General features: G+C 73.5%; 14 protein-coding genes. All 14 read left to right on the top strand.

Going from position 1 to position 15,210, the window contains the following annotated elements; all coding sequences use genetic code 11:
* The first annotated feature begins 64 nt into the window (after positions 1–64).
* Positions 65–250, top strand: a complete 186-nt coding sequence (locus tag ACWEN6_RS11070; protein WP_354835614.1) for a lysine biosynthesis protein LysW — start codon at positions 65–67, stop codon at positions 248–250.
* On the top strand, positions 243–1,151 hold the full coding sequence (locus ACWEN6_RS11065; RefSeq protein WP_452570046.1) for a RimK family alpha-L-glutamate ligase: 909 nt from the start codon (positions 243–245) through the stop codon (positions 1,149–1,151). Before ACWEN6_RS11070 ends, ACWEN6_RS11065 begins: the two co-directional genes overlap by 8 nt.
* Positions 1,148–2,176 (top strand): N-acetyl-gamma-glutamyl-phosphate reductase, encoded by a 1,029-nt coding sequence (gene argC / locus ACWEN6_RS11060; protein WP_354835618.1) that lies wholly within the window; start codon positions 1,148–1,150, stop codon positions 2,174–2,176. Before ACWEN6_RS11065 ends, argC begins: the two co-directional genes overlap by 4 nt.
* Positions 2,167–4,179 carry a M20/M25/M40 family metallo-hydrolase gene (locus tag ACWEN6_RS11055; protein WP_452570045.1) on the top strand — a complete coding sequence of 671 codons (2,013 nt, stop codon included), beginning with the start codon at positions 2,167–2,169 and terminating at the stop codon, positions 4,177–4,179. Before argC ends, ACWEN6_RS11055 begins: the two co-directional genes overlap by 10 nt.
* A complete protein-coding gene (locus ACWEN6_RS11050; RefSeq protein WP_452570044.1) occupies positions 4,176–4,949 on the top strand; it encodes a 1-deoxy-D-xylulose-5-phosphate synthase N-terminal domain-containing protein in 774 nt (257 codons plus the stop codon). Before ACWEN6_RS11055 ends, ACWEN6_RS11050 begins: the two co-directional genes overlap by 4 nt.
* The gene (locus ACWEN6_RS11045) at positions 4,946–5,986 is read left to right on the top strand and encodes a transketolase family protein (protein WP_452570043.1); all 1,041 of its coding nucleotides are present in this window, start codon (positions 4,946–4,948) and stop codon (positions 5,984–5,986) included. Before ACWEN6_RS11050 ends, ACWEN6_RS11045 begins: the two co-directional genes overlap by 4 nt.
* Positions 5,987–5,999: 13 nt before the next feature.
* A complete protein-coding gene (locus tag ACWEN6_RS11040) occupies positions 6,000–6,896 on the top strand; it encodes a family 3 encapsulin nanocompartment shell protein (RefSeq protein WP_452570042.1) in 897 nt (298 codons plus the stop codon).
* Positions 6,897–6,918: 22 nt separating this feature from the next.
* Positions 6,919–7,890 carry a sulfotransferase gene (locus ACWEN6_RS11035; RefSeq protein ID WP_452570041.1) on the top strand — a complete coding sequence of 324 codons (972 nt, stop codon included), beginning with the start codon at positions 6,919–6,921 and terminating at the stop codon, positions 7,888–7,890.
* Entirely contained in the window at positions 7,875–8,657 is a 783-nt protein-coding gene (locus ACWEN6_RS11030) for an SDR family oxidoreductase (protein ID WP_354835630.1), read from the top strand. Before ACWEN6_RS11035 ends, ACWEN6_RS11030 begins: the two co-directional genes overlap by 16 nt.
* The gene (gene cysD, locus ACWEN6_RS11025) at positions 8,654–9,574 is read left to right on the top strand and encodes a sulfate adenylyltransferase subunit CysD (RefSeq protein WP_452570040.1); all 921 of its coding nucleotides are present in this window, start codon (positions 8,654–8,656) and stop codon (positions 9,572–9,574) included. Before ACWEN6_RS11030 ends, cysD begins: the two co-directional genes overlap by 4 nt.
* 127 nt (positions 9,575–9,701) lie before the next feature.
* Positions 9,702–10,967, top strand: coding sequence for a sulfate adenylyltransferase subunit 1 (locus tag ACWEN6_RS11020; protein ID WP_354835635.1), 1,266 nt, complete (start codon positions 9,702–9,704; stop codon positions 10,965–10,967).
* Positions 10,968–11,171: 204 nt separating this feature from the next.
* A complete protein-coding gene (locus ACWEN6_RS11015) occupies positions 11,172–12,422 on the top strand; it encodes a glycosyltransferase (protein WP_452570039.1) in 1,251 nt (416 codons plus the stop codon).
* Positions 12,419–13,579 carry a radical SAM protein gene (locus ACWEN6_RS11010; RefSeq protein WP_452570038.1) on the top strand — a complete coding sequence of 387 codons (1,161 nt, stop codon included), beginning with the start codon at positions 12,419–12,421 and terminating at the stop codon, positions 13,577–13,579. Before ACWEN6_RS11015 ends, ACWEN6_RS11010 begins: the two co-directional genes overlap by 4 nt.
* 9 nt (positions 13,580–13,588) lie before the next feature.
* Positions 13,589–15,187, top strand: a complete 1,599-nt coding sequence (locus tag ACWEN6_RS11005; protein WP_452570037.1) for a flavin-containing monooxygenase — start codon at positions 13,589–13,591, stop codon at positions 15,185–15,187.
* Positions 15,188–15,210: the final 23 nt, after the last annotated feature.

The raw sequence follows: 15,210 nt of genomic DNA, 5'->3' as shown, positions 1-15,210 counted from the left end.
CGGGCGAACCGGCCGGGCCGGACGTCCCGTCACCCGAAACGCCACACCACGCCGAGGAGTTGTCATGGCAAACATCACGGCCGCCCCCGCCTGCCTGCAGTGCGAGACGGACATCGCCGTGCCGTCCGACGTCGAACTGGGCGACATCCTGGCCTGCCGCGGCTGCGGCCAGGAGCACGAAGTGCTGGACACCGCGCCGGTCGTCCGTCTGGACCTGGCGCCGGAGGTCGAGGAGGACTGGGGTGAGTGACGCCCCTGCGGACGTGCTGGTCTCCGTCACGATCATGCGCCCGGAGGAACGGCTCATCCTCTCGGCGTTCCGCGCGGCCGGTCTGACCGCGCGGTCCGTGACGCCCCGCCACACCACCGCGTTTCTCAACGACCCGGCGCTCGCGCCGCGGCTGGTCATCCTGCGCAACGTCTCCCACCGCGAGCTGGCGGGGATGTCCGACCGCTTCGAGCATGCCGGCATCCCCACCCTGAACTCGCCCGCCGCCGTGCGCCTGTGCCTGTCCAAGGACCTGCAGGCGCTCGCCTTCGCCCGCGCCGGGCTCCCTCACCCGACCACCCGCATCGCCTTCTCGGCCGAGCAGGTGGGCGAGCAGATCGAGGCCCTCGGCGGCCACGCCGTCGTCAAGCCGGTCAGCGGCTCCTGGGGCCGGGGCATCGTGCACATCACCACCCCCGCGGAGCTGGCCGCCTGGAGCGGCGGCTGGGAAGGACTGGACCCCGGAGGTCGCTCCTTCCCGGTGGTCGTGCAGCAGTACATCCCCAAGCCCGGCTTCAACGAGCGGGTGATCATCGTCGGACACACGCCGGTCGTGGCCTACAAGCAGGTGAGCCCCGACCTGCGGACCAACACCCACCTCGGCGGGACGGTCGAGCCGATCCCGCTGTCGCCGAGGTCGGCGGAGCTGGCCAGGCGCGTCGTGGACCTGTTCGGCCCCGGCTTCTACGGCGTCGACCTGGCCGAGTCGGCCGAGACCGGCGAGCTGTACGTGCTGGAGGTCAACACCAATCCCGAGTTCGCCAAGTCGGTGGGCGTCCACGGCGTCGACATCCCCGCCCACCTGGCCCGCTTCGCCCGTTCGGTCATCGACGCCCAGGACCGGGCCGGCAGGTTCGCCGAGCGGAAGGAGAGGGCGGCATGACCGAGCGGATGAGAGTCGCCGTGCTCGGGGCGAGCGGCTTCATCGGCGCCGAGCTGATCCGGCTGCTGAGCGACCACCCGCAGGCCGAGGTGTCGTTCATGTCGTCCCAGCAGCACGCGGGCAAGCCGCTCGGGCAGGTGGTGTCCGGGCTGCGCAACTCGCGGCTCGCCGGGCGGCGGCTGCGCGCCGCCGACGAGCTGTCCAAGGTGGACGTGGCCTTCTCCTGCCTGCCCAACGGGGTGCTCCCGCGCATCCTCGACGAGGTGAGCGGCCAGGCCGACCTGGTGCTGAACGTCGCCGGCGACTACCGGCTGCGCGACCCGGGCGAGATCGCCGAGCACTACCCCGAGTCGGCGGAGGGCTGGCGCGAGCCGATCCCCTACTACGTGCCGGAGTTCACCGCCAAGCCGAGCGAGCCGGTGGTCAACCTGCCTGGCTGCATGGCCTCGGCCGGGTTGTACGCGCTGTACCCGCTGTTCCGTGACGGGCTGGTGGAGCCCAGGGCGGTGGTCGACGCCAAGACCGGCTCCAGCGGCGGCGGCAACCACAGCGCCGAGCATCCGGCGCTGCGCGACGGCAACGTGCGGGTGCACAAGCTGCACGGGCACCGGCACGCGCCGGAGATCCGCCAGGCCCTGTCCACCTGGACGGGCGCCGCGCCGGAGCTGCAGTTCTCCGCCTTCAGCCTGCCGGTGACCCGCGGGGTGTTCGCCACCGCCTACACCTGGCTGCGCGAGGGCGTGGACGCCGGCCAGGTGCGCCGCGCCTACGCCAGGGCCTACGCGGACGCGCCGTTCGTGCGCATGAGCAACGGGCGCTCGCCGATGGCGTTCCCCATGCTCAAGACCGTGGTCGGCTCCAACACCGCCGAGGTCGGGGTGTCGGTGGAGGGCTCCCGCTGCGTGGCGGTGTCCGCCCTGGACAACCTGATCAAGGGCGGGGCCGGCCAGGCCGTCCAGGCCATGAACCGCATCTTCGGCCTGGAGGAGACCCTCGGACTGCCGGAGGTGGGACCGTGGCCGTGAGCAGGGCCGTGAGCAGGGCCGCCGGGTACGGCGCCCCCGCGTTGAAGGCCGTCAACGGCCACCGGGCGCTGTACGTGGTCAAACTGGGCAGCTCGACGCTGCGCCACGACGGCGTGTACGACGAGCTGGCCGAGCTGAGCGGGCGCGGCGTCCGGCTGCTGGTGATCACCGGCGGCGCGGCCGACATCAAGTTGCACTACGCCCTCATCGGCCGGCCGGTCAGGACGCTGACCCTGCGCGGCGGCGACGAGGTGCGCTACTGCCCTCCGGAGGAGATGGCGCACATCATCGACGCCTACGAGCAGATCACCCTGCCCCGGGTGCGCGAGGAGCTGGGCCGGCGCGGGCTGTCGGTGTTCGCCACCACCGGCCGGGCCGAGAGCCTGGTCACCGCGACGCCGAACGGCCCCATCCGGGCGCTGGACGGCGGCCGGCAGCGCTTCGTGCGCGACCACCGCGCCGGCACCGTCGCCCAGGTGGACGGCGCCCGCCTGGCGCGGCTGCTGGAAGCCTTCGACGTGGTGTGCCTGTCGCCGCCGGTGGCCGCCACCGACGGCGGCTCGGCGCTCAACGTCGACGCCGACGTGCTGGCCGCCGAGGCGGCGCTGGCCCTGGACGCCGACCACCTGCGGCTGGTGACCGGGACGGCGGGGCTGCTCACCGACCCGGCCGACCCCGGCAGCACGCTTCCGGAGGCCGCCGCGGGCGAGGGCATGGGCTACGCCGGGGGCCGGATGCGGCAGAAGGTGCGCGCGGCCGAGCTGGCGCTGGCGGGCACGCCCGACATCGCCATCACCGGCCCGCACACCCTGGACGCGCGGGGCGGCACCCGCTTCTGGCGGGCCCCCGCCCCCGCGCCCGACCTGGGGCTGCTGACCCGGATGGTCGAGCTGTCCTCGGTGTCGGGCGACGAGCGGGAGCTGGCCGATTACCTGGTCGACTGGTGCGCCGCGAACGGCGTGGACGCACGCGTCGACGCGGCCGGCAACCTGGTGGCCACCCGCGGCACCGGGCCGCGGCGGCTGCTGATGCTGGGCCACCTGGACACGGTGCCCCACCGGTGGCCGGTCCGCTGGGACGGCGAGGCGATCACCGGGCGCGGCAGCGTCGACGCCAAGGGCAGCCTGGCCGCCTTCCTGGCCACGCTGGCCGCCCTGGAGGTGCCCGAGGACGCCACCGTGCGCGTCGTCGGCACCGTCGAGGAGGAGCGCACCGCGGAAGGCGCGTTCTACGCCCGTGACCACTACCCGGCCGACGCGGTGATCATCGGCGAGCCGAGCGGGGCCGCGGCCCTGACCGTCGGCTACCACGGGGTGTGCAAGGCGCGCCTGAGCGTGTCCCAGACGACCGCGCACACCGCGGGCAAGGCGGCGCGGACCGCGGCCAGCCGGATCGCCGACGCCGTCACCGCGGCGGAGGCGGAGGTCGCCCGCCTGGGCGCCGACACGCTGTTCGCCGTGCTCAGCCTGCGCGCGGGCAGCGAGGGCGAGGCTCAGACGGCCGAGGCCGTCGTGGACGTGCGGGTCCCGCCCGGCACCACGACGAGCGAGGTCATCGACGCCCTGCGCAGGGCGGCCCCCGACCCGGTGCGCGTGGAGACCCTGCTGGCGACCCCCGCCGTGGCCACCCCGCGGACCAGCGCGCTGGTCAAGTCGTTCACCCGCGCCCTGCGGGCCACGACAGGCGCCTCGCCCCGGCTGCTGGCCAAGAAGGGCAGCAGCGACATGAACACCCTCGCCACCACCTGGCGGGAGGTCCCGATGGTGGCCTACGGGCCGGGCGACGCCTCGCTGGACCACACCCCGCACGAGCGCCTGGAGGCGGCCGAGTACCGGCTGGCCGTCCAGGTGCTCGGCGAGGCGGTGCGGCGCTGGCTGAGCGACGGCACCCCCGCCGCGTCCCCGGCGCCCGCGGTCACCGCCGTACCCGCAGTGTCCCCAGTGTCCCCAGTGTCCCCTGTGCCCGTCGTCGCGGGCGCCGTCACGACGGGAGAGAGGAGATGAACGACATCGACCTGGCTCGTGAGCGCGCCCGGCGCGCTCGCGGGTCGGTGGTGGACATGGCGGCGAGCCCGGTGGGCTGCCACCTCGGCGGCAGCCTGTCGGTGCTGGACATCCTGGTCGCCGCGCACACCGTCGCGGAGTCCAGGCCCGGCGTCGAGGTGGTCCTGAGCAAGGGCCACGCCGCCGCCGCGCTGTACGCGGTCCTGCACCAGACCGGCGACATCGAGGAGGACCCCGCGCCGCGCTACGGCCGGGCCGGCGGCCCCTACACCGGTCACCCCTCCCCCAAGGTGCCCGGCGTGCGGTTCCCCACCGGCAGCCTCGGCCACGGGCTCGCCTACGCGGCCGGCTGGGCGCTGTCGCGGCGGCTGCTCGGCGAGCCCGGCGGCGCCATCGCCGTGGTCGGCGACGGCGAACTGCAGGAGGGCCTGGTGTGGGAGACCCTCCAGATCGTCCAGGCCAAGCGCATCGGCGGCCTGACCGTCGTGGTCGACGTCAACGGCGGCCAGAACGACGGGTACGTGGCCGACATCTCGCCGATGACCGACCTGCCGGCGCGGCTGGCCGCGTTCGGGTTCGAGGTGGCCGAGGTGGACGGGCACGACATCGAGAAGCTCGCCGCCGTGCTGGTCCCCGAGGACCGGCCCAAGGCGGTGCTCGCCGCGACCGTCAAGGGCAAGGGCGTGCCCGCCACCGAGGGCAAGGCCGCCTCCCACTACGTCAAGATCAGCCCGGCCCGCGCCCGGCAGTGGAAGGCGGTGCTCCGATGACGCTCCCCGGACGCGAGGCCTACAAGGACGAGCTGACCGCGCTCGCGGCCCTCGACCCGCGCATCGTCTGCCTGGAGGCCGACCTCGGCGGCCCGTCGCACCCGTTCGCCGAGCGCTTCCCCGAGCGGTTCCTCAACCTGGGGATCGCCGAGGCCGCCGCGGTGGACATCGCGGTCGGGCTGGCCTCGGCCGGCCTGCGGCCCTTCCTCAGCACCTTCGCCGCGTTCGGCACCTGGCGGGCGGCCGAGAGCGTCAAGCTCGGGCTCGGCTACCAGCAGGCGCCGGTCGTGCTGGTCTGCCCGTACGGCGGGGTGTCCGGCGGCTGGTTCGGGCCCACCCACCACAGCCTGGAGGACCTGGCCGTGGTGCAGAGCCTGCCCGGGGTGCGCATCGCCGTGCCGTGCGGCGAGGCCGAGACCCGGGCGGTCATCCAGGCCGCCGCCGACGAGGACCGGCCCTGCTACGTGCGGCTGGCGCGCAACGAGCCCTACGAAGCGCCGTTCGATCCGGCCGGGCGCGGCGAGGTCGGCTGGGTCAGCGGCACGGGCGGGCCCACCCTCCTGGTGTCGGTCGGTGAGAAGCCCGCGCAGCTCTGCGTGGCCGCCACCGAGCGGCGCCCGGACCTCTCGCACGCCCACCTGTGCTGGGTGGACTTCGAGAGCCTGTCACAGGCCGCCGCCGAGCTCGCCGACCACGCCCGGCGGATCGTCGTGGTCGAGGAGCACCGGGCCGCCGGCAGCGTCGCCTCGACGCTGGCGCTGCTGCTGCCCCGGCACGAGGTGCACAGCGTCAACGCCGGGCCCTCCTGGCCCTCGCAGGGCGGGTCCCACGACGAGACCCTGGCCGCGCTCGGCCTCACCGTGCCCGCCGTGCTGGCCGCGGCGGGCGCCGGCGAGACCCCCGCAGGCGCATCGGTCCTCGGCGCGTCCCGCCCGACGCGGCCCCACGACCCCCTCACCCGTCCGGCGGGCGCCCCCGCCGGCCGTCCCACCCCCAGCATGGCGAACCCCGGCGCCACGCTCTCCCCCACCATCTGAGCCAGGGAGCGACATGACAACGACAACCCACAGCAGCGCCACCGCCCTTGAGGTGACCCGCCAGACCCTCGCCGACCCGGCGCTGACCAGGCGCAGTCCCGGCGAGGAGTTCGCCTGGACCGTCTCGCGCGGCCGGGAGGACGGCGACACCGTCGTCCCGATCCACGGCTACCTGCCGGCGGCGTTCCCGCTGTTCGCCACCCGCCCGCGCTACACCGTCCGCCACCTGCTGAAGGTGGCCAGCGTGAGCGACCGGCCCTCCGCCTACGTCCGCGAGGCCCCCCAGGCGGGCCGCGACGTGCCCGGCAACACCTACGCCAGCACGCCGGAGTCGGCGTTCGGGCCGAGCGTCCAGCACGCCGAGCTGACCGACCTGGTGATCGACGTCCCGCTGCCCAAGGGCCTGCTGGACGAGCCCGCCCTGCTGGCCGCGTTCGTCGACTACCGCGTGCTGGTCCGCATGGGCGTGGTGGAGAACGAGTCGCTGCTGCACGGCACCGCCGACGGAAGGATCAGCGGCCTGCTGACCCTGCCCGAGGTGCGCACCGGCGAACTCGGCGACGACGTCTGCGCGGACCTGACCGCCGCCGCCGCACGCGTGGAGGACACCGGCGGCTCCTGCGACGGCATCGTCGCCCACCCGTCCCTGTACTGGCGGCTGGTGCAGGACGGCACCCTGAGCAAGCTCACCGAGGTGGGCATCAAGGTGGCCCGCACCCGCATGATGCCGCGCGGCAAGGCGCTGCTCGGCGACTTCCGCGCCGCGGTCACGCTGCTCGACCCGGGCGTGTCGTCCCTGTCACTGCGCAGGAACGCCGGGCCCGAGGGCGAGGACGTGGTCAGGGCGCACGCCCGGGTCGGCCTGGCCGTGCACCTGCCCCAGCACTTCCTGCTGCTGTCCCGCCCCTGATGCGACCGGAGGTTCACCCACGATGACAGACCGACCCAGAGTCCTGTACATCACCGGCTGGCTGCGCAGCGGCAGCACCCTCCTGGGGAACGTGCTCAACGAGCTTCCGGGGGTGCTTCACGCGGGCGAGCTGCACTATCTGTGGCAGAACGGGGTGCTGCGGGCGGGTACGAACTCGGTCTGCGGCTGCGGGGAGCAGGTTCGGGCCTGCTCCCTGTGGTCGGCGGTCCTCGCCTCCACCGGCGAGGAGGACCTCGCGGCCGCGGCGCGCGGCATGACGGCCGCCCAGCGGCGGCTGCTGCGCACCCGGCACACGCGGGCCCGGCTGGCCGAGACGCGGCCCGGCCGGACCGCCCCGGCCCCGGTGGCGGCCGTGCTCGACCGGATGGCCGGGCTCTACCGCGAGCTGGCCGCCCGGGGCGGCGAGCGGCTGGTGGTCGACGGCTCCAAGTACCCGGCCGAGGCCGCGGCGCTGCTGGGGCGCGACGACCTGGACGTACGGGTGCTGCACGTCGTACGCGACCCGCGCGCCACCGCCCTTTCGTACCACAAGAGCAAGCAGTACATCTCCCCCATGAGCCCGGCGGCCAGCACCGCCTACTGGACGGGGTTCAACGTGGCCTCCGAGCTGGTCGGCTCCGCCGCCGGCGACCGCTACCTGCGGGTGCGCCACGAGGACCTGTGCGCGGCCCCGGCCGAGGTGGTCGAGCGGGTCATCCGGTTCGCCGGGCTGGACGACGCGACGCCGGTCGACGCCGGCGGGACCGTCCACCTGGGCGGCAACCACACCGTCACCGGCAACCCCGACCGGCTGCGTCAGGGCGCGGTGGCGATCCGCCCGGACGAGCGGTGGCGCACCGACCTGCCGGCCCGCCACACGGTGACGGCGACCGCTCTGGCCCTGCCGCTGCTGCCCCGTTACGGCTACCCCGTGCAGGTGCCGGGTCGCCGCACCCCGATCGGAAAGGAGAGCCTGAGATGGACCTCGGACTGACCGGGCGGGTCGCCCTGGTCGCGGCGGCGAGCAGCGGGCTCGGCCTCGGCGTTGCGCGCGCGCTCGCCGCCGAGGGCGCGCACGTGTCCATCGCCGCCCGCGACCCCGAGCGCCTGGCCGCCGCGCACGCCGAGGTCGACGCCGCCGGTCCCGGGCGGGTGCTGAGCACCGCGGTGGACCTGCGCCACGACGGCGCGGTGGCCGGCTGGGTGGAGCGCACCGTCGCCGCGTTCGGCGCGCTGCACGTGGTGGTGACCAACTCCGGCGGGGTGCCGCACGGCCGGGCCGACGCCTTCACCCCTGACCAGTACCGGGAGGCGATGGACTCCTCCATGCTCCCGCACGTGGCGCTGGCGCTGGCCGCGCTGCCGCACCTGAAGACCGCCGGCTGGGGCCGCGTCCTGCTGATCACCTCAGAGGCGGTGCGCCAGCCGCTGCCGGGCACCGCCCTGTCGGCGACCGCCCGCCTCGGACTGCTGGGCTTCGCCAAGGGCCTGGTGCACACCCTGGGCGCGAGCGGCGTCACGGTGAACGTGCTGGCGCCCGGGTGCCACCGCACGCCCGCGTTCGAGACCTTCCTGGACGCTCGGCTGGCCCACGACAAGGAGACCGCGCTCAAGGAGATCACCGCGGAGATCCCGCTCGGCACGGTCGGCGATCCGGACGATTTCGGGGCTCTGGCGGCGTTCCTCGCCAGTGAGCAGGCGCGGTTCGTCACCGGCACGGTGCTGGTCGCCGACGGCGGCAACACGCGGGGGCTGGGATGAGGGCGGCGGTGATGGACTACCAGCTCGGGCAGCTCGACGCGCTGGAGTCGGAGGCGATCCACGTCTTCCGCGAGGTCGCCGCCGAGTTCGAGCGCCCCGCCGTGCTGTTCTCCGGCGGCAAGGACTCCATCGTCCTGCTGCGCCTGGCGGAGAAGGCGTTCTGGCCGGCGCCGATCCCCTTCCCCGCGGTGCACGTCGACACCGGACACAACTTCCCCGAGGTGCTGGACTTCCGCGACCGGCGGGTGGACGAGCTCGGCATGCGGCTGGTGGTGGGCTCGGTGCAGGCCTCCATCGACGCCGGCCGGGTGGCCGAGCCGGGCGGGCGGTGGCCCAGCCGCAACCGGCTGCAGACCACGACGCTGCTGGACACCATCGCCGAGCACCGGTTCGACGCGGTGTTCGGCGGCGCCCGCAGGGACGAGGACAAGGCGCGGGCCAAGGAGCGCGTCTTCTCCTTCCGCGACGAGTTCGGCCAGTGGGACCCCAAGAACCAGCGGCCCGAGCTGTGGAACCTGTTCAACACCCGCATCCGCAAGGGCGAGCACATCCGGGTGTTCCCGCTGTCCAACTGGACCGAGCTGGACGTGTGGCAGTACATCGAACGCGAACGGCTGGAGGTGCCCTCCATCTACTTCGCCCACGCCCGGCGGGTCTTCGAGCGCGACGGCATGCTGCTCGCCGAGAACCCGTACCTGTCGCCCGGCCCGGACGAGCCGGTGTACCGGACGACGGTGCGCTTCCGCACGGTGGGCGACATGACGTGCACGGGGGCGGTCTCCTCCGCCGCCTCCGACGTGGACTCGATCATCAAGGAGATCGCGGTCGCCAGGACCACCGAGCGCGGGGCCACCCGGGCCGACGACCGCGCGAGCGAGGCGGCGATGGAGGACCGCAAACGCGAGGGCTACTTCTGACCCTCAGGCGCCGGCGGGGAGCCCGCGCCGTCGACCGCCTCCGGGCCCCCGTCCCGCTTCCGCCCAGCCCTCCGCAATGACCCCCGCAATGACACGGGCCACTTCCGACTCGGCGAAACGAGCAGCCATGACCATGGACATCCTCCGGTTCGCGACGGCCGGCTCGGTCGACGACGGCAAGAGCACGCTCGTCGGCCGCCTGCTGTACGACTCCAAATCGATCTTCGAGGACCAGCTCGACGCGGTCGAACGCGTCAGCCTGGCCCGCGGGAACGACCGCATCGACCTGGCGCTGCTCACCGACGGCCTGCGGGCCGAGCGGGAGCAGGGCATCACCATCGACGTGGCCTACCGCTACTTCGCCACGCCCAAGCGCAAGTTCATCATCGCCGACACCCCCGGCCACGTGCAGTACACCCGCAACATGGTGACCGGGGCCTCCACCGCCGACCTGGCCATCGTCCTGGTCGACGCGACCAAGGGCGTACTGGAGCAGAGCCGCAGGCACGCCGTCCTGCTCAGCCTGCTCGGCGTGCCGCACATCGTGGTGTGCGTCAACAAGATGGACCTGGTCGGCTACAGCCAGGAGGTCTTCGAGCGCATCAAGGACGAGTTCACGGCGTTCGCCGCCAAGCTCACCGCCTCCGACGTGACCTTCGTGCCCATCTCGGCGCTGAACGGCGACAACGTGGTCGCCCGATCGCCGGAGATGCCCTGGCACGAGGGGGGCTCGCTGCTGCACCTGCTGGAGACCGTGCACATCGCCTCCGACCGCAACCTGGTCGACCTGCGCTTCCCCGTGCAGTACGTGATCAGGCCGCAGACCGGCGACCACCGCGACTACCGGGGCTACGCGGGCCAGCTCGCGGGCGGCACGCTGCGGCCCGGCGACGAGGTGCTGCACCTGCCGTCCGGGCTGACCACCCGGGTCACCGCCATCGACACCCTCGACGGGCCGGTGGCGGAGGCGTTCCCGCCGATGTCGGTGACGCTGCGGCTGGCCGACGACATCGACATCTCCCGCGGCGACATGCTCTGCCGTCCCCGCAACGCGCCGTCGGTCACCCAGGACGTCGACCTGATGGTGTGCTGGATGGGCGACCAGCCGATGCGGCCGCAGTCCACGCTGACCGTCAAGCACACCACCCGCACCGCGCGGGCGCAGGTCCGCGACCTGCACTACCGGCTCGACGTGCACACGCTGCACCGCGACCAGGACGCCGGCGTCCTGCGCCGCAACGAGATCGGCAGGGTGAGCCTGCGGGTCACCCGCCCGCTGTTCTGCGACCCCTACTCGCGCAACCGGCTCACCGGCGGGGTCATCCTCATCGACGAGGCCACCAACGCCACGGTGGGCGCCGGAATGATCACCGGGTCGGGCGGCCTCGACTGAAGGTCCCGCCTACCGTCACGCGGACGCGGCGCCACCCCCGGGACGGACCCGCCCGGGGGTTCCGGGGGGCCGGTCCGCGAATTGAGTAACGCCGGGCGCCAATGGAGTAGCGCCGGCCATTAACCCGGCACCGCCGCCTTTCGTACCTTCGTCTTGGCAAACGGCGCCGCCCCCGTATGTCCCCCTTAACCGGAAGGAGCTCCGATGCCCACCTTGCGACCGTCGGATCTCGATACTCTCGCCACCGCCGTCGTGGACTCCATCGCGGTTGCCCTCGACCCGGACGCGCCCCAGTCGGGCCTTTACTACTGGGAGTGCGCGCGCCCGTTCACCGGAGCGGTGGTGGAGGCCGTGCGCGACGCCGAGGACCCCGCCGTCCGGGAGCTCGGACGCGCCCTGATCGCCGACCCGTCCGACGCCGGCCGGTACGCCGCCCTGCGCGAGGCCCTGAAGGCGCCCGAGGCGCAGGGGCCGGGACTGGACCGCATCTTCGACCTGGCGTGGCGGTCGGAGTGCAACAACCGCCTGGGCCACCATGTGGGAGCCGCCTACACGGCCAAGGAGAGCGTGGTCACCGTCGAAGACCTGCGCACCCTGCCGCCGGGGCCCGGGCTGCCGGCCGGCGCCGACCCCGAGGTGCTCATCGTCGTGCCCTTCCGCGACCGCGACACCGGCGGCGCCCGCCTGCGCAACCTGCTGGCCTGCCTGCAGTCGCTGCGCGACCAGTCCTTCCCCCGCGAGCGCTACCAGGTCACGGTGGTGGAGTCCGACTCCTTCCCGCGCTGGCGCGACGTCATCGAGCCCTACGCCGACAACTACCTGTTCGCCCCCAAGGCGAGCACCTTCAACAAGTCGTGGGTGGTCAACGTCGGCGTGGTGCACTCCCCCGGCCACTCGGAGGTCATCTCCATCCTGGACGCCGACGTGCTCGCCGACCGCGAGTTCGTCGAGCGCAACGCGACCCGCTTCGAGCGGCCCGGCACGATGGGCCACCTCACCTACCGCAACATGCTGTGCCTGGACACCCCCTCCAGCCAGAGGGCGATCAAGGAGCGGCTGTGGGACCGCGCCGGCCAGCCTGATCTGGACCGGCTGCGCGGCTACACGCTGCGCCGCGGGCCGGGCTGCTCGCTGTGGGTGCGCACCAGCGCCTTCCACCGCATCGACGGCATGGACGAGCGGTACGAGGGCTGGGGCGGCGAGGACATCGACTTCAACTACCGCTTCGACTTCGCCAACGCCTACGACAGCTACGACGACCCGCTGCTGCACCTGCGCCACCCCCCGGCGTCGGCGCTGCGCGAGGACGGCGAGCTGACCAACGCGCACATCCCGCCGCTGAGCTGGAAGCCCGAGGAGCCCATCGGGCGCATCGACCGCTTCGCCCACGAGTTCACCGAGCGCGCCGAGCGCGGCGACTCGGCGGAGCGCGCCGCGGCGGTGGAGGCGGCATGACCCTCATCCACGACCTGTCGGCCGCCGGCAGGTCCGAACGGACCCTGGGCACCGACCGGATCGACCGCAACCTCGACCTGGCCGGCAAGCTGTACCAGCGGTCGGTGTACCCGAGCGCCGCGGAGGTCGCGCACGGGCGCAGGCTCGGCTCCCCCCTGGTGGTCGACCTGGACCCGACCACCCTGTGCGACCTGGCCTGCCCCGAGTGCATCAGCGCCGGGGTGCTGCACAAGGGCCAGCTCTCGCGCGACCGCATCGTCGAGCTGGCGCACGAACTGGCCGCCTCCAGCGTCAAGGCGGTGATCCTCATCGGCGGCGGCGAGCCGCTGATGCACCGGTCGATCGGGACGATCATCACGATCCTGTACGAGGCCGGCATCCAGGTCGGTCTGGTGACCAACGGCACGCTCATCGCCCGCTACATCGACCAGCTCGCCGAGATGGTGTCCTGGGTGCGGGTGTCGATGGACGCCGGCACCCAGGAGACCTACGACAAGTTCCGGCCGAGCCGCCGCAAGACCAGCGTCTTCCCGCTGATCGTGGACAACCTGCGGGCGCTGGCCGAGCGCAAGCGCGGCGCGCTCGGGTACTCCTTCCTGCTGATGCAGCGCCGCGACGCCGCGGGCGCCGTGGTCGACACCAACTACCACGAGGTGTACACGGCCGGGAAGCTCGCCAAGGACCTCGGCTGCGACTACTTCGAGCTGAAGGCGATGCTCGACGACGACCACTTCACGGTCAACCAGACGCCCGCCGACGTCGCCCTTGTCGAGGAGCAGCTCGCCCGGCTGCGCGAGCTGGAGGACGGCTCGTTCCACCTGCTCGGCTCCTCCAACTGGGAGACGGTGCGCCACGACCTGGACCCGGTGCAGCCCAAGGACTACCGCACCTGCCACGTGGCCGAGCTGCGCACGACCGTGACGCCGAACGGCGTGTTCGTCTGCCCCTACCACCGGGGCAACGACAAGGCCAGGCTCGGCGACATCAACGAGTCGTCCTTCGCCGAGCTGTGGGCCAAGGCGGACACCACCGTCGTCGACCCGAGCACCGACTGCCGGTTCCACTGCGCGCGGCACCAGACCAACCTGGAGATCGCCGCGATGCCGGGCCGTGGCCGGCCGGTGGAGCTCCTCGACGACTTCGACCCCTTCATCTAGGCGGCGGGAATGCGCATCGCGGTGATCGGAGCGGGGCCCGCGGGCCTCACCAGCGCCAAGCAGGCGCTGGAGGCGGGACATGACGTCGTGGTGTTCGAGAAGCACGACGACGTGGGAGGCATCTGGAATCCGGCGTCGCTCGGCGCCTACGAGGGCGTCAGGATGCAGACCTCGCGGTCCGGCTTCCCGTTCTCCGACTTCGCCCCGCGGCAGGGCGGCGACTTCCTGACCGTCCCCGAAGTGCACGCGTACCTGCGCGGATACGCCGAGCGGTTCGGGGTGTGGCCGGTCATCCGGTTCGGGCACGAGGTGACCCGGGTGGCCGGCGGCGAGGGCGACTGGCACGTCACGGCCGAGTGCCGTGGCGTGCCGGTCACCGCCCGGTTCGACGCGGTCATGGTCGCCAACGGCGAGCTGTGGCGGCCCAGGGTGCCGCCCGCCGCCGGCGAGGCGCCGCACGGCGTGCGCGTGCTGACCGCCAAGGACTACCGCCGCCCGGACGCCTTCCGCGGCCTTCGCGTGCTGGTGGCCGGCGGCGGGGTTAGCGGCGCCGACATCGCCTCGGAGCTGGTCGGCGAGGCGGCGGCGGTCGACTGGGCGGTGCGCCGCAAGGCGCTGTTCCTGCCCCGCGACTGCGGCGGCCTGGCCAACGACATGCTGTTCTCCTACATCGGCCGGGTCGCCCTGGAGGAGATGCCCTACGACGGCTACCTGGCGTGGCTGTCGCGGCTGATGCCGGAGTACATGGCCATGTACCGGGAGACGGGTCTGCTGCCGGAGACCGGATTCCACGGCGCCGTGCACGTCAACGAGAAGATCGTGCCGCACGTGCACCGCGGCGAGGTGGGGGCCCGCGCGGCGTTCGACCGCTTCGCCGCCGACGGCCGCGTCGTCTTCGCCGACGGGACGTGGGGCCGGTACGACGCGGTGATCCTGTGCCTGGGGTACCAGATGCCCGACTACGGGTTCGTCGAGGGCTTCGACCGCCGGGAGCTGTACGAGCACTTCTTCTGGTACCGGGACCCGTCCCTGGTGGTGGTCAACACCCCGGTGGACACCGACGCGTTCGGCACGGCCTGCCCGTACTTCGAAGCCATCGCCGGATGGGCGCTCGCCGTGCTGTCGGGCAAGGCCGAGCTGCCCGGCCGGGAGGAGATGGCCGCCTGGTGCGAGCGCCACATGGGCGCGCTGCACGAGCGCCGCTACTACGACTGCTGGCTGGAGACCGTCCGCATCGGCCTGGACAGCGGCGCGCTGCCCGACCCCGCCACCCAGTTCGCCGACTACTGGCGGCTGGTGTCGGGGGTCGTCGACCCGGCGAACCTGCGGCCGGGCGCGCAGGCCGACCGTCCGGCGCCCTGCGACGAGCTGTTCGACCTTCCCGGCCTCAAACTGCGGGTCCTCGCCTGGCTGCCCCGGCCGGCGCTGGACGCTCTGCTGGCGTCCGGCCAGATCGGCGCGGCCGAGCATGCCGGGGCGCTGGAGGTGCCGCCGGCGCGCCGCGTCGCCCCGTGGCTGCCCTACCGCCAGCGGCTCCAGGGCGATCCCCCACCGCCCACCGCGGGGACGGCGTCCCTGCGGGCGCGTCCCGGGCCGGACGCCGGCTAGTCCCGCCCTCACCCCCAAGGAGA

The sequence above is a fragment of the Sphaerisporangium sp. NPDC004334 genome (assembly GCF_053602655.1).
This window is presented reverse-complemented; position numbering and strand designations above follow the sequence as displayed.